Here is a 17439-nt window from a genome sequence, read left to right as displayed (position 1 = left end):
CATGCCCAGAAAACACGCCGTCGGTGCGGTGCTGCTGTGGTCGACCGTCGCGAGCGCTTTCAAGCTCTCGTTGCGCTACCTAACGCCGCTCCAGCTCCTCTTCTACGCGTCCTTAACTTCACTCGTCCTCTTCGGGTTACTCTACGCCCCGCGTTTTTCAGCCGGGAAGGGAAACCTCCGCTCGGCCTACCTCGGCCTGATAAACCCCCTGCTCTACTACACGGTCCTCTTCTCGGCCTACGATAGACTGCCGGCCCAGGAGGCCCAGGCCCTCAACTACACGTGGCCCCTCGTCCTCGTCATCCTGTCGATACCGCTCCTCGGGAGGAGGGTTGGAATTAGAACTGTGCTCGGTCTGTTCCTCGGCTTTCTGGGGGCGTTGGTGGTGGCCACGGGGGGCGACGTTACCGGCCTGCACTTCACTGACCCGTCCGGCGTCGCCCTCGGCCTGGGGAGCGCGGTGGTGTGGGCGGCTTACTGGGTCCTCAACCTGCGCGATGAGAGGCCGCTCGTGGAGAAGATGTTCTGGAACTTCCTCTTCGGCTTCGCCTACGTATCGGTGGCGGTGGTCTTGGGCGGTGGGTTTGCCATCCCCCCAGCGGAGGGTCTCGCCGGGGCCGTCTACGTCGGCCTCTTCGAGATGGGCGTTACCTACCTCCTCTGGTACAGGGCGATCGAGGGCGATACGGCCTTCGCGTCGAACCTTGCCTACCTCGTGCCCTTTCTCAGCCTGTTCTTCATCTCCCTCGTCGTAGGGGAGAGCATCGCCCCGGCGACCGTCGTCGGGCTGGCCATGATAGTGACAGGCATCGTCCTGGGGAAGGAACAGCAAAACTTATAAACCTGGCCCGGATAGGTTAAGCCGGATGGGGGCGTGGTGTAGCCTGGTCCATCATCGCGGGCTCCAGAGGTATGAGGACTTGCGGGTTTGCTGATTGGGGATGAGCCTTTGGAGCTCTGACCCGGAGAAACCCGCGGACCGGGGTTCAAATCCCCGCGCCCCCACCATATCAACCCTTTCTTGCGAAAGCGTTGACGGAAAAGGATGATTCTTTTTTCAAGGAACAGTTTAAGGGTGTTTGCTAAAGATAAAGACCGCTCTTGGGTTTTGAATTCATTCTTCTTAAGAAAGCTTTTATGGTGGGGTTTGCTTTTGGATGGTGCTCCTTCGGAGCGCGGGAGATTGCAAACCCCCTTAGACTTGGCCTTTTAATCTCGAATTCGAGTTTTAAGCGTCCTTTAACAATGCAAACACTCGCGAAGGTGCTTTTTAAAGGGATCACGGACTTTTCGCCAGAAAAGTTTGTTGGCGCCCGGGTCGGGATTTGAACCCGAGTCACGGGAGTGACAGTCCCGTATGATGGGCCTGGCTACACCACCCGGGCGTTTGAGTGGCCGGCGGCGTCCCCGGCTTCCCGCCCCCTCCCGGAGGGCAGTACAACCGGGATCGCTGGCGGGCTTAACTTCCGGGGTCGAAACGAGACCGGGTGTGACCCCGCCGCTATGACCGCCGTACCGGTACGGAACTCCCGGCCTGGGTTTATAAAGGTTACGGTCATTAGCATCTCAACAAACGCCTTATCATTGGAGGGTAAACCCTATAAGAGAGGGGCTCGAGTTTCAACGGTGGTGATAAGGATGGGGCTCATTGAGGATAAAGCGCTCGTTGAGGCGGCCCTCTTCGTTTCTGGAAGGCCGCTGAACCTGAAGGAACTCTCGAGGGCCCTTGGAATAAGGTCCCTGGATTACCTCGAGAAGCTTATAGAGCTCATAGCGGCCGAGTACGAGGAGAGGAAGAGCGCGATAGAGGTCGTGAAGGTCCTGGGGGATAAGTACGTCATGCAGGTGAAGCAGGAGTACAGCGGCCGGGTCATCCACCTAATGCCGCGGCCCGATTTGAGAACCGGCGAGCTGAAGACCCTCGCCCTCATAGCCTACCTCCAGCCGATAGAGCAGAGCAAGGTCGTTAAGCTCAGGGGGAGCCAGGCCTACGAGCACGTGAGGAAGCTCCTCGAGATGGGGCTCATCTACGCGGAACCCTACGAGAGGACGAAACTCCTCGGGACGACGCCAAAGTTCGCGGAGCTCTACGGCTTTCCCGAGAACGACCCGAACATCATAAAGGAGGCCTTTGGAAAGGTCGTCCACGCCGAGTACAGCGACCTCATAGCGAAGCTCGAGGGCGGGGACGGGGACCAAAACGAAGAGGAGGAATCCATAGAAAAAGGCGAGGAGTGATCCCCGGCCTTTTTATCGCCCCATTCCCATTCAAAAGACGAAACCACGCCCCTTTTCCAGAAACTTAGTTCCCCAAGGCAGTTTGAGAAAGGTTTAAATAGTTCTTGCCCGTATTACCATCAGGGTGAGTGTTATGGGAGTGCTGACGAAGGAGCAGATTATCGAGACGATAAAGAGAAGAAAGGGCCTCTCACGGGAGGAGATCGAGGAGAAAATACGGGAGATATCCTCAAGGGAGGGGATCTCCGAGCACGCCGCCGCCCTGATGCTGGCCGAGGAGCTTGGCGTGAACCTCGAGGGAAAGGAGGAACTCCTCCACATAGCCGACCTCGTTCCGGGAATGACGGGCGTTAACATCGTTGCGAGGGTTCTGAGGAAGTACCCGCCCAGGGAATACGACAAGAAGGACGGTTCAAGGGGCCAGGTGGCCAACCTGATAGTGTACGACTCCACCGGAAAGACGAGACTCGTTCTCTGGGACGGCCTCGTGACCAAATACTACAACGAGCTCAACCCGGGGGACATCATCAAGATCATCGATCCGAGCGTGAGGGAGGGAAGGAACGGCGTCGAGCTTCACGCCAACTTCAGGACGAGGATAATACCCAACCCCGAGGATCCGCGCGCCGCTGAGATACCGCCCCTCGAGGAGGTGAGGAGCTACAACTACCAGCGGAGGAAGATAGGGGAGCTAATGGGCGGCGAGAGGTTCGTGGAGGTTCGCGGGACGATAGCGAGGCTCTACCGCGTCACGGTCTACGACGCCTGCCCCAAGTGCAGGAGGAAGGTCGACTACGACCCGGCAACGGATACTTGGGTATGCCCGGAGCACGGCGAGGTCCAGTCGATTAAAGTAACGATAGTCGACTTCGGCCTCGATGACTCCACGGGGTACATACGGACGACCCTCTTCGGCGACGACGCGGCCGAGCTCCTCGGGAAGGACCCGGAGGAAATAGCCGAAAAGCTCAAGGAGCTCGTCGATAGCGGCCTGACGCTTAGGGAGGCCGGGAGGAAGCTGGCCGAGGAGGAATTCTATTACCTGCTCGGAAGGGAGATAGTCGTCAGGGGGAACGTCGTGGACGACAAGTTCCTGGGGTTAATGCTGAAGGCCTTCGGATGGGACGAGGTTGACCCGGAGCGCGAGATAGCGAGGGCGCGGGCCGAACTGAGGAAGGCCCTCGCGGACTTCATGTGAGGTGGTTTCGATGGAGGAGGTTAAGTTCCGACGCAGGAAGCCTGCGGTTGAGAGGAAGATAAAGGAGATAGCCGAGGACGACACGAGGGTTTCCCTCATCGGGAAGGCCTTCAAGATCGACAAGATAGACTACACCTTCTGGCTCGACGACGGGACGGGCGTTATACTCGTCGAGAGCGAGGAGAACTTCCTGCCCGAGGAGGGAGGGGTGGTTCGTGTCATCGGCAGGGTTATCCGGAACGACGAGGGTATCCACGTATACGGCGAGGTTGTGCAGGACTTCAGCGGGGCGGACCTCGAGGCGCTGGAGGAGATACGGGAGCTCGAGAGGAAAGTCCTGCCGAAGGTTGAGGGCATCATAGACTTCTTCGGGGGTGAGGAGCCATGAGGAAGAGACTGCCGGCGAGCAGGGTCCACATCAAGGACATCGTAGAGGGCTACTACGTCAGGAGCGAGGGTGACTTCGAGCCGAACTACCTGATAACCAGGGACGCGCGGAAGATCCACCGCGCCAAGGTCGTCGCCACCGTCGTCAGGGAGCCAATAATGAGCGAGGACGAGACCTACGGGCGGTTCCAGATCGACGACGGTACAGGAACCATCTGGGTCTTCGGCTTCAGGGAGAACACCCGCTTCGTGAACCTCGTGAAGAAGGGCGACCTCGTTCAGATAATCGGAAAGATCTCCGAATGGCGCGACGACAAGCACATCCTCGTCGAGGGAGTGGCGAAGGTCGAGCCGAACGTCTGGATACTCCACCGCTTCGAGACGCTGACGGAGAAGGTGGAGCACGCCAAGAAGGCCAGGGTAGCCTTCGACATCTACGACAGGTACGGAATAACGGCCAAGGCCAAGGTGATAGCCAAGAACAAGGGTGTGAGTGAGGACCTGCTAACGACCATAGACGAGCTCTACACCATGATGCTCGAACGCAGGAGTGCCGAGGAGGCGTTGCCGGAGGAAGAGCTCCTCGAGGAGGAACCCAAGACGGAGAACCCGGAGCTTGAGAAGGCCAAGAAGGCGGTTCTCGACCTGCTCAGGGAGAAGGGCAAGGCGCTGTCCCACAAGTTCATAGTCAAGAAGCTCTCGAAGGAGCTCGATGAGGAGCTGATAGAGGAGGCCATAACAGAGCTCCTGGCAGAGGGCGAGATATACGAGCCCGAGATAGGTTACTACGAGCCCCTGTGACTTCTTTTTCTTTTAGGGCCCATCTAACCTTTTAAAATTTTAAAAGCCGATGCCCTTGGAAAAATTAGAAGAAGGCGGGGACACAAAAAATCAAAACCGTCAGTACTGCTCCCTCATGGTCCTTATGACCGGGTCGTATATCAGCGTCGAGGTTATGCTGTCCACCATGCGGAAGAACTCGTCCCTCCCCTCCTTCAGGGGCATGTTCTCGACCCTTATCAGCTTGAGCTTTGAGCCGAGTACCCACTTTCCGAGCAGTATCTTCTCCCTGTTCCCCTTCCGGGCGTCTATTCTCGCGAGCCCGTAGGGGATATCCGATGTCCACCAGTTGGCTCTAAATGTAACGCGCCATCCGGCCTTTTCCATGACCTCAATGAGTTTTTGGAGGGTCCCACCGGGCCCGTAGGGCGTCTTGAAAGTGACGACCGTCCAGAGCTCCTCCGACTCGAGGTTCCTCACGAGTTCATCCTCAAACTCCATTATCCCACCTCCTCAAACCACGGCCGCTATTATGAAGGCGGCAACCGCCAGGAATATGCTTATTTTAAGGAGCTCCTGCGCCCTGTGCGCCACTTCCCTTTCCTGGTTCTTAAGTATGAGATAAGCCGCGTAGAGTATGATGAGATCAACGGGCACCATCGAGTAGTAGCCGAGGCCGACGCCCGCCTTCACGGGCAGGAAGGAGGCCACAACCGTTAAGACGGCAAAGACGGCCCCTATGTAGGCCGCTTTCCTTCTGCCCCACAGTATCGGAAGGGTCTTCGCCCCCTTCGTGATGTCGCCCTCGACATCCTCGATGTCCTTGATGACCTCCCTCGCGACGTTCACCAGGAACGCACAGAGGGCCAGGTAACCAGCCAGGCCAATCCTGTTAACGGCCAGGGCACCGTATAGAGGCGTCGCTCCCGTCAGGCTCGCAACGACGAGGTTACCAACGAAGGGAAGAGGTTTGAGCTTCCAGGCGTAGAGGACCATGGCGGCGTAGGCAACGATGGCCAGCACGAAGTCGGCCGTGTTTATGAAGTACGCGAGCGCCAGTCCTACCGCGAACAGGGACAGCGAGTAGTACAGGGCCGTCTTCCTGCTCATCGCACCCCTCGGAAGTGGCCTCTCAGGGCGGTTGATTCTATCTATCTCGTAGTCGAAGTAGTCGTTTATCGTGTTGCCCCCGGCGCACCCGAGCGTGACGACCAAAAACACGAGGAGTGAGGTGATGACACCGGGAAAGTGGCCCACAGCGACTATCGAACCCAGAACTCCCACTAATCCGGCTAAGATACAGTTGTGGGGTCTGGTTATCTCCACGAAGGCCTTCAATTCCATTAGGTCCACCTAATTCCATTGGGTTCCCGGCTTAAAAATCTTTGCTCAGAGCTCGTCCCTCCTGAGGTGGCCGAGCTCGTCCCCGGTTTCGAGCACCCTTATCCTTCCGAAGCGGAGCTCAGTGGCTTTGTCAATCTCTTTCGGTGAGAGGGGCGTTAGAACCTGCGCCTTCATCTCGCCGAAGTTTATCCACTTGAGTATCCCGGCCCCGAGGCACAACCCTTCCCCGTCAATGAACCCCACCAGGAGGTTGCTCAGGCTTTCAAAATCGACCGCGTGAACGGGGTAATGGGTGTGCCCTTTGATCCCCCCTTCCGCCTCCGCCTTAACGACAACGTACCTCTCACCCTTCCAGCCGGCTACCACGAGCCACCTGAAAACGGCCGACAGCAGGTCCTTCTCCTCCTGAATCAGAGGCCTGCCCCTGAAGAGCTCCGTTCCGGTTGGGACAATCGCGGAGAGGTCAACCTCAACGAGCGAGGCGTCCGCGAAGTAGGTCCTCCACTTCTCCCTCCTGACCTCCCTGCGCTCGCTCCTCGAGTGTTCCCTCGCCCTCGTACTGACGGATAGCGTTACCGTTTCCCCGTAGGGGGAGAGGACCCTCCTGAGGTATGAAAGCTCACCGTTCCTCTCGAGAAAAACGATCATGTCCGGCCTGACGAGCTCGGCCTTAAGGCGCTTCATCTCGACCCCCCGACCGGTGACAAAGCCCGTGGTGTCTATGAGAACGACGTCGGCGTTCTCGAGGGCAACGTCGGTGAGCCTCTTAACCCCCACGGCCATCTCACCGATGTAACTTCCAGGACTCGTGGTGCCAATGAAGTAATGGGCGTAAGCTTCGAGTTCACCGACCGACGCAAACGGCCCCTCCGGGAAGGCGAGGCTCACCGTGGCCGGGGGGAGGATCCCCTTCTGCCCCACGTCACCGTCAACCACCGCAACCCCCAGGCCCCTCTCGATGAGTTTATTGGCCAGAAATGCCAGCAGTGTGCTCTTCCCGCTGTCCGTCGGCCCTATCAGCATAACCTTGGAGGGTTTCTCCAAGCGGAGTATCCCCTCCATGAGCTCGAACCTGTCCGGCGGGACGTCCTCTGTGTAGGTTGCCTTGTTCATGGTATCAAACTGTGCCTTCAACTTTAAAAAATAATCCCCGGGTTTGTACCCTGTCCCGATGTCCTGAAAAGGTATGTAAAAGTTTATAAAGGCATGCGTGCAGAGATGTAACTAACACGATGAAGAATTTTACATAAAACACGAAATATCTGGTAAACAACAAATCAAAGGAGGCTCAGGTTATGAAGGATGGAGCAACCTTGACCCCAAGGCAGATGAGGCTGCTTAAGAAATTCTACGAGGAAGGAAAGACCATAGAGGTGCACACCGTTGAGAAGACCCAGGATGAGCTCGCCAAGGAGCTCGGTATCACCAGACAGGCACTGAGCAACCACCTCAAGATCCTCAAGGAACTCGGCTACATAAGGACGGGGAGGGGCTTCATAGACCTCACAGACAAGGCCCTCGATCTCCTCGGCGAGAAGAAGGGTGACGTCTTCGTCTTCGTGAAGATAGAGCCCACGAAGAGAAAGTACGTCTACGAACACATCAAGAAGCTCAGGATAAAGAAGATATACCGCGTCACCGGCGATATCGACCTGATAATAGAGGCGGACAAGACGAGGCTCGACGAGGTACTCGAGGAGATAGCCTCACTCGACGGCCTCAAGGAGACCATCACCCACATCGTCCTCGAGGTTCTCTGATCCGGCAGGAGGCTTTTTCCTGCCCTCTTTGAGCTTCTTCTCCATCAGCTTTCTCATTTCGAACAGGTTCTTTCCGAACTTCGCCGAAACCGGAACGAAGGTCTCGTTTATCTCGCCGTATGGAACTCCGAACTTCCCGGCCAGGAAGTTGATCGTTCTCTGGATGTTCTTTATTTTGTCCATCTTGTTGACGGCCACCACGACCGGTATCCCCAGTTCCCTCAGGAACCCGTAGAACTCCACGTCTATCGGTATCTCCCCGCGCTTCTCCCATCTATCGATTATCTCCGGCGCGGCCTTTCCGTCCACGACGAGGACGGCGAGCTCTATCTCCCCCGCGTTGTCCTCGATGAAACGAACTATCTCGTCCTTAACCCTCTCCTGAACCCGCTTTGGAACCCCGCTCATGAAGCCGAAGCCGGGCATGTCCACCACCTTTTTTCCGCGCCAGTTCACCTCAACGGGCCTCCTCGTTACCCCAGGCCTCTTCCCGCGTTTCACCCACTTCCCGGTCAGGCGAAAGATGAGGGTGCTTTTACCAACGTTCGAGCGCCCTACGAATATTATCATCGTCTCACCGGGGGAGGTGAAGATTCTTCACCTTATAAGCCTTGGCGGAAAAGTTAAGTAGGCGAAGATACAAATGGTCACGGTGGTGTTTATGGTCGAGGGTAGTGAGGCCAGGGCCAACCAGCTCGTTAACAAGTTCGTCATCTCGCTCACCGAGGGCAAGATCCTCGGTTACGTCACGGACATCAACGTGGAGGTTGAGGGAGACCAGTTCTACTTCATCCTGAAGATGAGGGAGGTGGAGAACCTCGGTAAGGGCCAGAGCATGTTCTCCAGCGAGAGGAAGCTGAAGATCAAACCGAGCGACATCGTCAACGTCGGGCCGGACGTTATAATCCTCGGGAACGGCAAGGTTCCCCCGCTAAGGGAGATAGAAAGGCTCAACCAGATAGCGGAGGAGTACAACTCCCTCGTCAGGGAGCTCGAGACTAAGGAGGGACTTATCGAGAAGCTCAAGGAGGATAACTACGGGCTGACTAAGAAACTCGACGAGCTCCAGGGTGAACTCAGGAAGCTCCAGGTGATGAAGGAGGACTTCGAGCACCTCAAAGAACAGCTGATAAGGCAGGAGGGACAGCTTGAGATGGCCAAGGAGTACATCAGACTGCTCGAGGGGCTGAGGCATGACATCGACAAGATCAAGGAGGACGTGGACAAGCTTATCGGAACGCAGCTCGAGGAAGTGGTCAGGGGGATAATCAACGAGGAATTAAATGCGAGGGGGTTAAAGAAGACGAGCTTCATTTAGCCGCCGAAGATCTGTGGGCCGAAGGCGTTGAGGAGTATCTCAAGGGCCACCAGGATAAGCGTAAGCGCTATGACGCCTCTGGGGCTTACCTTTATCGCTTTGGTGTCCTCGTCGAAGAACCTCATGAGACCGGCGCCGGTTGGCGGAAGCGTTGTTTTTTCCTTTGCCATTCACCTCACCTCCCGATTGCCTACGGCGGGAGGTATAAAAAAGTTTTGATGGGAAACTTTTTAAAGAGGGAACCACAGCGCTCACTGGATAAGGGGTTTACCCAATGAATCCCGCTAATGACAGAGGAGGTGGGAGGAAATGGCGACATTTAAGCTCGTTATATCCAACCCGAGGAACGGGATAGCCAGGCAGGTTGAGATAAGCGGGGAAAGTGCGGAAAAACTCGTGGGGAAGCGCATAGGGGACGAGATACCGGCGAGCGAGCTCGGGCTCAACCTCACCGAGATATTCGGCGAGGAGATACCGGGTGACGTTAAGCTCAGGATAACCGGTGGAACCGACAGGGACGGCTTCGCAATGCGCCCCGACGTCCACGGCCCGAGGAGGGTCAAGATACTCGTCTCCCGCGGCCCGGGCTTCAGGCCAAAGGAGAGGGGCGAGAGGAGGAAGAAGACGGTCAGGGGCAACACCATCAGCCCCGAGATCGTTCAGGTCAACATGAAGCTCGTCTTCTGAGCTTCCCCTTTCCCCATCTCTCTTCTTGCGAATTCCCCTTGAGGTAACCTTAATAAACCGCCCGTCTCTTTAAGTTTAGGGGTGAGAGAAATGGCGAAGAAGAAGGAGTTCAGGCAGGCTGAGGTTAACATCGGAATGGTCGGTCACGTTGATCACGGTAAAACGACGCTCACGAAGGCTTTAACCGGGATATGGACGGATACCCACAGCGAGGAGCTGAGAAGGGGAATCACGATAAAGATAGGCTTCGCGGACGCGGAGATAAGGAAGTGCCCGAAGTGCGGCAGGTACTCCACCTCTCCCGTCTGTCCGTACTGCGGTGCGAAGACGGAGTTTGAGAGGCGCGTTTCCTTCATAGACGCTCCAGGTCACGAGGCGCTGATGACGACGATGCTCGCAGGGGCATCACTGATGGACGGTGCGGTTCTCGTAATAGCGGCTAACGAGGGTGTAATGCCCCAGACGAGGGAGCACCTAATGGCCCTCCAGATAGTCGGCAACAGGAACATCGTCATAGCCCTCAACAAGATAGAGCTCGTGAACAAGGAGAAGGTTATGGAGCGCTACCGGGAGATAAAGGAGTTCGTCAGGGGCACCGTGGCTGAGAACGCTCCGATAATCCCGATCTCCGCCCTTCACGGCGCCAACGTTGACGTCCTCCTCCAGGCCGTAGAGGAGTTCATACCGACGCCGAAGCACGACCTCAAGAAAAACCCAAAGATGCTGATTTTGAGGAGCTTCGACGTCAACAAGCCAGGAACCAAACCCGAGAAGCTCGTGGGCGGCGTCATCGGCGGTTCGATAATCCAGGGCAAGCTCAAGGTCGGAGACGAGATCGAGATAAAGCCCGGCGTTCCCTACGAGGAGCACGGCAGGATAAAGTACGAGCCCATAACCACGGAGATCGTTTCTCTCCAGGCAGGAGGGAGGTTCGTGGACGAGGCCTACCCAGGCGGTCTCGTTGGGGTTGGGACAAAGCTCGACCCCTACCTCACCAAGGGCGACCTCATGGCGGGGAACGTCGTCGGAAAACCCGGCAAGTTGCCTCCCGTCTGGAACGACCTTAGACTCGAGGTGCACCTCCTCGAACGCGTCGTTGGGACGGAGGAGGAACTCAAGGTCGAGCCGATAAAGAGGAGGGAGATGCTCCTCCTCAACGTCGGGACGGCAAGAACGATGGGCCTCGTCACCGGCCTCGGAAAGGACGAGGTCGAGCTCAAGCTCCAGATACCGGTCTGCGCGGAGGTCGGCGACAGGGTGGCCATAAGCAGGCAGGTCGGCAGCAGGTGGCGCCTCATCGGCTACGGCCTGATAAAGGAGTGAGCGTCCCCTTTCTTCATTGCTTTTGGTGAAGGTCATGCCCGAGAGGAGGGAGTGGATCGTAATCCCCGACACTAACTTTCTGCTCGTTCCGGGGCAGTTCGGCGTTGATGTAGTATCCGAGCTGAACCGCGTCCTTGACGTGCGCTTCAGGATCGCCGTCCCCAACGTCGTCCTCCGTGAGCTGGACGTCATAGAGCGCAAATCCCGCGGGAAGGACCTGGTGGCCATCAGAATGGCAAAGAAGCTCGCGGAGAGGTTCGAGGTTGTGGAGGTGGGCCGTTTCGGCGAGAAGCCCATCGACGACCAGATCCTGGACTTCGCGGTGAAAAACGAGCGCGTCGTCGTCTGCACCAACGATAAGGGACTGAAAAAGCGCCTGAGGGAGAGGGGGATCCCGGTCGTCTACCTGCGCTCGCGGAAGATCCTGGAGCTCGAGGGAATGCTGGGGTGAAAACCCTTAAAACCCCCTCTTCTCCACGCCCGTGGGTGAAAAGGATGTACGCGGAGAAGGAGCTGCTGGACGAGATAAGGGAACTCCTCGGCGATAGGGAGCTCTACGAACTCTACGAGAGGACCTTTCGGGAGTACCGCTACTACTTCGAGACGACCAACTACATCGTTCTGAACGTCTACGGCTTCAACGACCACGGTCCCGTTCACGTCCTCCTGACGACGCGCCGTGCCCTCGAACTGCTCAACATCGTCAAGAGGTTCGGGATGGAGACCACCGCGGAGAAGCTCGGCAAACCCCTCCGCTGGAGCAAGTTCATAGTGGCGTTCGGGGCGCTGTTCCACGATATCGGGAACATGATACACAGGATAAACCACTACGAATTCAGCGTCTTCCTGGCGGAACCGATAATAGAGAGACTCGTGGGGGAGTTCGAGGATAGGGACCCCCTCCTCCTCAAGTCCCTGACGCTGAACGCGATATACACCCACGACGAGGCCGTTCCCTGCACCACCATCGAGGGTTCCCTCGTCACCATAGCGGACGGCTGCGACATGGAGGCTGGGAGGAGCAGGCTCGCCTACAAGAGGGACAAGGTGGACATCCACGCGGTCTCGGCCTTGGCTATAGAGAGGGTGGAGATACGCGAAGGGGATGAGGAGCAGCCCATCCTCATCGAGATATGGATGAAGCATCCCGCGGGGATCTTCCAGGTCGACGAGATACTCACGAAGAAGGTCAGGAGCTCCCTGCTCAGGGGGATGGTTAGGCTGAGGATACATGCCGGTGAGGAGGTTCTGGAAAAGGTTATTTAACCCCCGCCGTTTCTTTATCCATGCTCCACGATGCCTACCGCGATCTGAAGTACCTCCTCAACAGGGGCTACCGGAAGAGCGTGGCCCTTAACTTCGTGGCCAACCATTACAGACTGACCAAGGCAGAGAGACATCTCCTCGCGAGGTGCGTTTTCCCGGACGGATGGATAGCCGAGACGAGAAAAAAGCTCCTCCAGGCGGAGGAACTCGAGGGCAGGGTTGTGGGTGTGGACGGCTTCAACGTCCTGATAACCCTCGAATCTCTTCTGGAGGGACGGGCGATACTCTGCGAGGACGGGCTCGTGAGGGACCTGAAGTACCAGGGAAAGTACGTACTCACGGAAAGAACGGAAAGCCTGCTCCACGGAATAGTCGGCTCCCTGAGAGAGTTAGCGGTCAAGAAGGCGGTCTTCTTCTACGGGAAAAACGTTCCGGGCAGCGGCGTCGTCAAAAAGCTCACCGAGAAAGCGCTTGCGAGTAATGCTGTGGTCGGGGAGGCCAGACTCGTCAGAAGCCCCGACTTCGAACTTAAGGCTTACGATACCGTGGCAACCGCCGACGTCGGCATCATCGAAAAGGTTCCCTTCGTCTTTGATCTGGCAGCCTACACAGGTCTTCGGCTGGGTAAAAGGGGGATGCCGTTTTCTGAACTTTTCAGACCCTCGACTGCGGGACGGTGGAGTATCTAACCGCTTCAGTTTTGTTTGAAGTGTTGGAAAGTATTTAATATGAGAAATGACAAGAATAAGAATGGATATAGCATACTTTACGACCCGCTTCGTTTTTGCGGGCTCGGAGGGATTTGGATGAAACGTATCGTAACGGCTACTCTGGTATTGCTGCTCCTTGGGATGGCCGCCGCGAGCGGCTGTCTCGGGGGAGGCGGAGGAACCTCAACCACCTCCGCGTCTCCAACGACCACGCCAGAGACTACATCTTCATATACTTCCAGCACTCCGACGTCGTCAGAAACGACCACAACAACATCCTCCTCTTCAGTCCCGACCACCACGACATCCACAACCTCATCCACCACTTCGACTTCAACCACCACGACGACCTCAATACCGGAAGCGTACTGGCACGCGTGGGAGTACGCCCCCTTTGAGCTCAACGGGGAGACGTACCTCATCACGTATTACAAGTACGACTACAAGATACAGCCGAACCAGAGCGCGCCCATCTACGAGTACATCGTCGAGAAGAGCGTTAGAAAAGACAAAATCCACGTATACGGACAGGACATGCAGGGGAACAAGGTCGATCTGGGGGAGCAGGAAGTTTACGCCTACGAGACGATCGTAACGCCCGTGAAGGCCGCGTCCATGGACGATACGCTGAAGATAACCATGTGGTTCGCTTCCAACAAGAGTCAGGTTTTCCTCTATCCGTGGGATGCAATGTGGATGGCCTACCTCTCCCCGACGGTGCAGGACAAAACCTTCGTCGGCGTTAAATTTGAATACAAAGGTAAGAGCGCGCTGTTCACCAACCCCGCCCCGTTCCAGAGCGGTCTCTTCCCCTACTTCGAGGGGGACCAAGACGCTTTCAACGATGTAAACGAGGACCTCGGGTACCTCTACATGGGCTGGCTGGCCACTCTTAACTTCGGCATATGGTATGCGTGGGAGGATGTGAACCTCCTCGTTCCCCAGAGCGGGGTGTGGAGCGATATGCAGGGGCACAGCTGGGAGTGGAGCACAAAGCCCGATGGAAGCGCGACCTACGGCGGCCATTCTTTCAAGCTCGTGGACTTCTCGTGGAAATACAAAGGGACCGCGGAGCAGGTTTCGATGAACGGAAAGGGCAGGCTCTCACCGTATCTACCCCTGCTCGTCCAGGGTGAGGGCCACTACTCCTTCAAGGACAGCCAGACGGGAAGGGAGACGGTTATCTACGCCTACCTCGAGCTCAAGGACCTCAAACTCGAGAAGGTGAGTGGATGAGGCGTTTCCTTCTTATCCTCCTTCTTTCCATCGTGGTGCTCTCGGCGGCGTGCGTTGGGTCCGGAAACAACCCCACGAGCACCTCTGAAACGTCCACCCCCTCCTCGTCCTCAACCACGGTAACCTCATCAACGTCATCACCGGGTGAGACCTCCCCGACCGAAACTTCCACACCCGAGCCCCAGAGGTGGAACATGACGGTTGTTTGGAACATCAGCACTGTGGGAATACCTTTCATGGACATGAGCCCGGACGGAAGCCTTTCGGCGGTGATAGACTGGAATAACCACATAGTTTACCTCGTAAAGCCCGACGGAACCGCGGTCTCCTTTGACGTTCAGGGGAACGATGACGTTGAGCCTGTGATATCGGGGGTGGTTGTCAAAGACGGGAGGGTTTACGTGCTCGGGAGCTACGAAGCTTTCAGTGGGGTGAGGGTTTACTCCTGGAACGGGCAGGTGGGCGAGCTGGAGCACGGCGGCTCAGGGAGCGTCGCCGATGGGATGAGGAGGTCCCCGGACGGGAAGCATCTTTGCTACCTCGTCAGCGTCTCCCCGACGGAACAGGTTTTAAGGTGCGACTGGGGGGAGACCAAGCTCACGCCCAACGACTACGACATCAACTGGGTCTCGAACACCGGTCTCGTCGTTCTGACGGAGGGCGGTAAATCCTTCGTGCTGAAGGACGGCGAAAACCTCGCGACCCTCAACACCCCGAACGTCATAGCCTACGGGGACAGGTTAATCGCGAGCGAGGACGGAACGCTCAAGATCCTCGCACCCAACGGAACCGTCCTCGCCACCAGGGAAAATGCCGGATTTAGCCAAACGACCCTGCTGAGGTGGACGTTGCTCCCGACCGGGAGGTACATCTTCCGCCACGAACCCCTTGAGGACACCCACGTCTTCACCTGGAACCTGAGCGAGGTAAAAACGCTGCCGGGCTTCCCCTACTTCGCCAACGAGAACTTCGTGGTAACCGCGAAGGACGGGGTGATACACTGCTACTCCCTGCGGGACTTCCATGAGGTCTTCAGCGTTAAGGTTCCGGGGGATTCCCTTGGCTACGTGAGGCTGAGCGACGACGGGAAGGTCATGCTGATCTCAGGAGAGACGGGGGACTTCTGGCTTTACGTTGCCAAGTGAACGTTTCGTTGTTTGCAAAGAGAATGGTTTAAATACATCCAAGTCGTAGGTTTATCATAGGCAGGTGGTATCATGAGGAAGGGTAGGTTTGCCGTGTTGCTGGCCCTGATTTTGATTTTTAGCGTCCTCGCCAGCGGGTGCCTCGGTGGGGGCGGGGTGAAGGAGAAGATCAAGGAGAAGGCCAGCAGTGCCATAGAGAGTTACAGTGAAAGCCATGCATCATCCTCTTCATACACGGAAAGTGAGGGCGAAACCGGGACGGGAACGGAAACCTCAACTTCGGCCTACTCAACGTGGGAGGAGCCCTGGGACGCATACCACCCCGTGCAGATAGACGGGAACATGTACCTAATAACCTACGTGAAGTATCGCCTGAGGGTGAGAAAGGAAGAGGGTGGCCCCATCTACGAGTACGAGGTGGAGAAGAAGCGCGGGAATACAAAGATACACGTCTACGGAAAGAAGGTGAACATGGAGACGGGGGAGCAGGAGAAGGTGGACCTCGGGGAGTTCGAGGTCTACGAGTACTACGGAAAGATAACCCCCGTTAAGGCGGAAAGCATGAACTCGACGTTTGAATACCGGGTGTGGGTGATGGAGAGAACCGAGGACAGCGATGCGTTCTTCCTCTACCCCTCGCTTGACTTCATGGCTCTCTACACGTCCCTCTACGGTGGAAACACAAACGTGGTCGGTATATCGATAACCTACGGTGACCAGAAGTTCCTCTACTACAACCCCGCCGCCGTCGGTGATATGAGCGCCATGCCCTACTCCGAGGGGAGTACGGACATCGTGAGCAACGTCCCCGATGTAGGCAACGTCTACATGAGCTGGTACGGCTTCTACACCTTCGGGATATGGGAGGTCATCCAGGGGGAGAACCTGTACGAGGCGAAGAAGGGTTCCTATGGCGCCATGGGGTACCAGTACAACTACGAGATCGACCCCGATGGAACCGTCAACCTCGGTGGAAAGAGCTTCAGGGTCTCCAACGTCAAGTGGACCTATTCACTGGGCAACGTCCAGGGCCAGGGCGAGGCCACACTGGCCGCCAACCTCCCGATACCCATCGAGGCGAAGGGGGTCTTCATCGAGCAGGGCGGGCTCAACGTCTTCACCCACGTGAAGGTCGAGGATATAGGGTTTGAGAAGGTGTCCTCATAAATCCGGTAGGCGGCAATGGGTGAGGAAAGCGGTCGAGTGGCTTCAGAAAATTGCCCGTGCACATGTGCCCCCCCAGAGCCGGGGTGATGACGAGGGGCCGAGTGAACGGGCAGGATGACGCTGTTCTATCTTTTCTCCCTACAGGGTGGTGATGTTGTCGTCCGGGGGCAGTGGTGGCGTTCCGTTCATCCCAAGGTCTGGGCAAAGCTTATATCCCTCCTCCCACATTTTTTCTACATGTTCGGCGAGCACGGGCTCAGAACGAGGTTCATCAAAATCGGCGATAAACGCATTCACCTGCTCGAGGAGAAGGGGGATATTGTGAGATACAGGCGGGATGATACGGAGCTTCTGATCAAAAAGAGCGATAATAAACTGGGGATTTTCCCCGCTCCGGCGGTGGGCTACGGCGTTAAATTCCTCATGATAAAGTTTAAAGCTCCGGTGGTCGTGCCCCCGCGCGACTCCTTAACGGGCTTCGTGGAGGCCCCAATTGAGGTTGACGTGAGGCTCGGGGGTAAATCCGTAGATCACTTTATCGTGGGCAGGGAGAAGTACGCCCTCTACGGAACGATCGAGGCCGGGCTGATAGCGCGCTATCACCTGAGTCCGTTCTACCTGGAGGAGCCAGATTCTCTGGGGGTGGTCGGGCTGATCCTCACGAACCCCTCGGACGACTGGAAGAGCCTTGATAGGATCGTGTTCCCCATAACAAACTCCACGATGTATTATTCCGGTGATAGGGGGTACTACCCGCTTTTGATAGTTACAATGAAGAACCACATTCCCGAGGTAAACAATACCGGGAAACCTCCGAGAGAGGGGCTTAACGCGGTTGGAGATGCCGGGTCCCTGCCCAACTTCCTCATGAGGTGGTGAG

General features: G+C 56.8%; 22 protein-coding genes, 2 tRNA genes and 1 rRNA gene. 17 read left to right on the top strand and 8 right to left on the bottom strand.

Going from position 1 to position 17439, the window contains the following annotated elements; all coding sequences use genetic code 11:
- The first annotated feature begins 1 nt into the window (after window position 1).
- Together A3L02_RS06775 and A3L02_RS06770 are read left to right on the top strand one after the other, a co-directional pair.
- Window positions 2-841, top strand: a complete 840-nt coding sequence (locus A3L02_RS06775; RefSeq protein WP_088863851.1) for a DMT family transporter — start codon at window positions 2-4, stop codon at window positions 839-841.
- A 27-nt stretch (window positions 842-868) separates the two neighbouring features.
- A tRNA-Trp gene (locus A3L02_RS06770) sits at window positions 869-1008 on the top strand.
- Between the two features lie 299 nt (window positions 1009-1307).
- Here A3L02_RS06770 and A3L02_RS06760 read toward each other — a convergent pair.
- A tRNA-Asp gene (locus A3L02_RS06760) sits at window positions 1308-1385 on the bottom strand.
- A gap of 8 nt (window positions 1386-1393) precedes the next feature.
- Window positions 1394-1515: ribosomal RNA gene (rrf, locus tag A3L02_RS06755) — 5S ribosomal RNA — on the bottom strand.
- A 123-nt stretch (window positions 1516-1638) separates the two neighbouring features.
- On the opposite strand from rrf, the gene scpB reads away from it, so the two are divergent.
- From scpB to A3L02_RS06735, 4 genes are all read left to right on the top strand, one after another.
- Window positions 1639-2238: an SMC-Scp complex subunit ScpB gene (gene scpB, locus A3L02_RS06750; protein WP_088863208.1), complete on the top strand. Its 600-nt coding sequence runs from the start codon at window positions 1639-1641 to the stop codon at window positions 2236-2238.
- 133 nt (window positions 2239-2371) lie between these two features.
- Window positions 2372-3436, top strand: a complete 1065-nt coding sequence (locus A3L02_RS06745; protein WP_088863207.1) for an OB-fold nucleic acid binding domain-containing protein — start codon at window positions 2372-2374, stop codon at window positions 3434-3436.
- Window positions 3437-3446: 10 nt separating this feature from the next.
- Window positions 3447-3824, top strand: coding sequence for a replication protein RepA (locus tag A3L02_RS06740; protein ID WP_088863206.1), 378 nt, complete (start codon window positions 3447-3449; stop codon window positions 3822-3824).
- A complete protein-coding gene (locus tag A3L02_RS06735; RefSeq protein WP_088863205.1) occupies window positions 3821-4624 on the top strand; it encodes an OB-fold nucleic acid binding domain-containing protein in 804 nt (267 codons plus the stop codon). The genes A3L02_RS06740 and A3L02_RS06735 overlap by 4 nt, the downstream gene beginning before the upstream one ends.
- Before the next feature lie 99 nt (window positions 4625-4723).
- On the opposite strand, the gene A3L02_RS06730 is transcribed toward A3L02_RS06735, so the two are convergent.
- The 3 genes from A3L02_RS06730 to A3L02_RS06720 are packed head-to-tail and all read right to left on the bottom strand — an operon-like array spanning window position 4724 to window position 7060.
- Window positions 4724-5104, bottom strand: a complete 381-nt coding sequence (locus tag A3L02_RS06730) for a ribonucleoside-triphosphate reductase (protein WP_088863204.1) — start codon at window positions 5102-5104, stop codon at window positions 4724-4726.
- Between the two features lie 12 nt (window positions 5105-5116).
- A complete protein-coding gene (locus A3L02_RS06725; protein WP_088863203.1) occupies window positions 5117-5947 on the bottom strand; it encodes a geranylgeranylglycerol-phosphate geranylgeranyltransferase in 831 nt (276 codons plus the stop codon).
- 45 nt (window positions 5948-5992) lie between these two features.
- Window positions 5993-7060: a Clp1/GlmU family protein gene (locus A3L02_RS06720; RefSeq protein WP_088863202.1), complete on the bottom strand. Its 1068-nt coding sequence runs from the start codon at window positions 7058-7060 to the stop codon at window positions 5993-5995.
- A gap of 182 nt (window positions 7061-7242) precedes the next feature.
- Here A3L02_RS06720 and A3L02_RS06715 point away from each other — a divergent pair, with 182 nt between their 5' ends.
- Window positions 7243-7707, top strand: a complete 465-nt coding sequence (locus tag A3L02_RS06715; protein WP_088863201.1) for an Lrp/AsnC ligand binding domain-containing protein — start codon at window positions 7243-7245, stop codon at window positions 7705-7707.
- Here the strand turns inward: A3L02_RS06715 and engB are convergent.
- Window positions 7654-8277 (bottom strand): GTP-binding protein EngB, encoded by a 624-nt coding sequence (gene engB, locus A3L02_RS06710; RefSeq protein WP_088863200.1) that lies wholly within the window; start codon window positions 8275-8277, stop codon window positions 7654-7656. The genes A3L02_RS06715 and engB overlap by 54 nt on opposite strands.
- Before the next feature lie 91 nt (window positions 8278-8368).
- On the opposite strand from engB, the gene A3L02_RS06705 reads away from it, so the two are divergent.
- Window positions 8369-9025, top strand: coding sequence for a hypothetical protein (locus A3L02_RS06705; RefSeq protein WP_088863199.1), 657 nt, complete (start codon window positions 8369-8371; stop codon window positions 9023-9025).
- On the opposite strand, the gene A3L02_RS06700 is transcribed toward A3L02_RS06705, so the two are convergent.
- Window positions 9022-9195 carry a preprotein translocase subunit Sec61beta gene (locus tag A3L02_RS06700; protein ID WP_088863198.1) on the bottom strand — a complete coding sequence of 58 codons (174 nt, stop codon included), beginning with the start codon at window positions 9193-9195 and terminating at the stop codon, window positions 9022-9024. The genes A3L02_RS06705 and A3L02_RS06700 overlap by 4 nt on opposite strands.
- Before the next feature lie 139 nt (window positions 9196-9334).
- Between A3L02_RS06700 and A3L02_RS06695 the strand changes: the two genes are divergently transcribed.
- The 6 genes from A3L02_RS06695 (at window position 9335) to A3L02_RS10230 (ending at window position 14247) form a co-directional block, all read left to right on the top strand.
- Complete coding sequence (locus A3L02_RS06695) at window positions 9335-9712, top strand: 30S ribosomal protein S6e (RefSeq protein WP_088863197.1); 378 nt, start codon at window positions 9335-9337, stop codon at window positions 9710-9712.
- Between the two features lie 90 nt (window positions 9713-9802).
- Window positions 9803-11035, top strand: a complete 1233-nt coding sequence (gene eif2g / locus A3L02_RS06690; protein WP_088863196.1) for a translation initiation factor IF-2 subunit gamma — start codon at window positions 9803-9805, stop codon at window positions 11033-11035.
- Between the two features lie 34 nt (window positions 11036-11069).
- A complete protein-coding gene (locus A3L02_RS06685; RefSeq protein WP_088863195.1) occupies window positions 11070-11486 on the top strand; it encodes a type II toxin-antitoxin system VapC family toxin in 417 nt (138 codons plus the stop codon).
- 44 nt (window positions 11487-11530) lie between these two features.
- Entirely contained in the window at window positions 11531-12301 is a 771-nt protein-coding gene (locus A3L02_RS06680; protein WP_088863194.1) for an HD domain-containing protein, read from the top strand.
- 20 nt (window positions 12302-12321) lie between these two features.
- Window positions 12322-12990 (top strand): DUF434 domain-containing protein, encoded by a 669-nt coding sequence (locus A3L02_RS06675; RefSeq protein ID WP_088863193.1) that lies wholly within the window; start codon window positions 12322-12324, stop codon window positions 12988-12990.
- 117 nt (window positions 12991-13107) lie between these two features.
- Window positions 13108-14247 carry a hypothetical protein gene (locus tag A3L02_RS10230; RefSeq protein WP_157895746.1) on the top strand — a complete coding sequence of 380 codons (1140 nt, stop codon included), beginning with the start codon at window positions 13108-13110 and terminating at the stop codon, window positions 14245-14247.
- Here A3L02_RS10230 and A3L02_RS06660 read toward each other — a convergent pair.
- Window positions 14222-14419 (bottom strand): hypothetical protein, encoded by a 198-nt coding sequence (locus A3L02_RS06660; protein WP_157895745.1) that lies wholly within the window; start codon window positions 14417-14419, stop codon window positions 14222-14224. The two genes, A3L02_RS10230 and A3L02_RS06660, sit on opposite strands and share 26 nt — an antisense overlap.
- Window positions 14420-14441: 22 nt before the next feature.
- Between A3L02_RS06660 and A3L02_RS06655 the strand changes: the two genes are divergently transcribed.
- The 3 genes from A3L02_RS06655 to A3L02_RS06645 all read left to right on the top strand — a co-directional run bounded on the left by A3L02_RS06655 (window position 14442) and on the right by A3L02_RS06645 (window position 17438).
- On the top strand, window positions 14442-15392 hold the full coding sequence (locus tag A3L02_RS06655) for a hypothetical protein (protein WP_237268583.1): 951 nt from the start codon (window positions 14442-14444) through the stop codon (window positions 15390-15392).
- 72 nt (window positions 15393-15464) lie between these two features.
- Window positions 15465-16559 carry a hypothetical protein gene (locus A3L02_RS06650; protein ID WP_088863189.1) on the top strand — a complete coding sequence of 365 codons (1095 nt, stop codon included), beginning with the start codon at window positions 15465-15467 and terminating at the stop codon, window positions 16557-16559.
- Between the two features lie 237 nt (window positions 16560-16796).
- A complete protein-coding gene (locus A3L02_RS06645) occupies window positions 16797-17438 on the top strand; it encodes a DUF432 domain-containing protein (RefSeq protein ID WP_088863849.1) in 642 nt (213 codons plus the stop codon).
- Window position 17439: the final 1 nt, after the last annotated feature.

This window comes from Thermococcus celer Vu 13 = JCM 8558, from assembly GCF_002214365.1.
Classification (GTDB): Archaea; Methanobacteriota_B; Thermococci; order Thermococcales; family Thermococcaceae; genus Thermococcus; species Thermococcus celer.
This window is presented reverse-complemented; position numbering and strand designations above follow the sequence as displayed.

Excerpts from the sequence above, each read along its gene's own strand:
- A3L02_RS06685 (WP_088863195.1), top strand. The coding sequence starts at position 11,070 with ATGCCCGAGAGGAGGGAGTGGATCGTAATCCCCGACACTAACTTTCTG.
- eif2g (WP_088863196.1), top strand. The coding sequence starts at position 9,803 with ATGGCGAAGAAGAAGGAGTTCAGGCAGGCTGAGGTTAACATCGGAATG.
- A3L02_RS06735 (WP_088863205.1), top strand. The coding sequence starts at position 3,821 with ATGAGGAAGAGACTGCCGGCGAGCAGGGTCCACATCAAGGACATCGTA.
- A3L02_RS10230 (WP_157895746.1), top strand. The coding sequence starts at position 13,108 with ATGAAACGTATCGTAACGGCTACTCTGGTATTGCTGCTCCTTGGGATG.
- A3L02_RS06680 (WP_088863194.1), top strand. The coding sequence starts at position 11,531 with ATGTACGCGGAGAAGGAGCTGCTGGACGAGATAAGGGAACTCCTCGGC.
- A3L02_RS06645 (WP_088863849.1), top strand. The coding sequence starts at position 16,797 with ATGTTCGGCGAGCACGGGCTCAGAACGAGGTTCATCAAAATCGGCGAT.
- A3L02_RS06705 (WP_088863199.1), top strand. The coding sequence starts at position 8,369 with ATGGTCGAGGGTAGTGAGGCCAGGGCCAACCAGCTCGTTAACAAGTTC.
- A3L02_RS06650 (WP_088863189.1), top strand. The coding sequence starts at position 15,465 with ATGAGGAAGGGTAGGTTTGCCGTGTTGCTGGCCCTGATTTTGATTTTT.
- A3L02_RS06745 (WP_088863207.1), top strand. The coding sequence starts at position 2,372 with ATGGGAGTGCTGACGAAGGAGCAGATTATCGAGACGATAAAGAGAAGA.
- A3L02_RS06655 (WP_237268583.1), top strand. The coding sequence starts at position 14,442 with ATGACGGTTGTTTGGAACATCAGCACTGTGGGAATACCTTTCATGGAC.
- A3L02_RS06725 (WP_088863203.1), bottom strand. The coding sequence starts at position 5,947 with ATGGAATTGAAGGCCTTCGTGGAGATAACCAGACCCCACAACTGTATC.
- A3L02_RS06730 (WP_088863204.1), bottom strand. The coding sequence starts at position 5,104 with ATGGAGTTTGAGGATGAACTCGTGAGGAACCTCGAGTCGGAGGAGCTC.
- A3L02_RS06775 (WP_088863851.1), top strand. The coding sequence starts at position 2 with ATGCCCAGAAAACACGCCGTCGGTGCGGTGCTGCTGTGGTCGACCGTC.
- engB (WP_088863200.1), bottom strand. The coding sequence starts at position 8,277 with ATGATAATATTCGTAGGGCGCTCGAACGTTGGTAAAAGCACCCTCATC.
- scpB (WP_088863208.1), top strand. The coding sequence starts at position 1,639 with ATGGGGCTCATTGAGGATAAAGCGCTCGTTGAGGCGGCCCTCTTCGTT.
- A3L02_RS06740 (WP_088863206.1), top strand. The coding sequence starts at position 3,447 with ATGGAGGAGGTTAAGTTCCGACGCAGGAAGCCTGCGGTTGAGAGGAAG.
- A3L02_RS06700 (WP_088863198.1), bottom strand. The coding sequence starts at position 9,195 with ATGGCAAAGGAAAAAACAACGCTTCCGCCAACCGGCGCCGGTCTCATG.
- A3L02_RS06715 (WP_088863201.1), top strand. The coding sequence starts at position 7,243 with ATGAAGGATGGAGCAACCTTGACCCCAAGGCAGATGAGGCTGCTTAAG.
- A3L02_RS06720 (WP_088863202.1), bottom strand. The coding sequence starts at position 7,060 with ATGAACAAGGCAACCTACACAGAGGACGTCCCGCCGGACAGGTTCGAG.
- A3L02_RS06695 (WP_088863197.1), top strand. The coding sequence starts at position 9,335 with ATGGCGACATTTAAGCTCGTTATATCCAACCCGAGGAACGGGATAGCC.
- A3L02_RS06675 (WP_088863193.1), top strand. The coding sequence starts at position 12,322 with ATGCTCCACGATGCCTACCGCGATCTGAAGTACCTCCTCAACAGGGGC.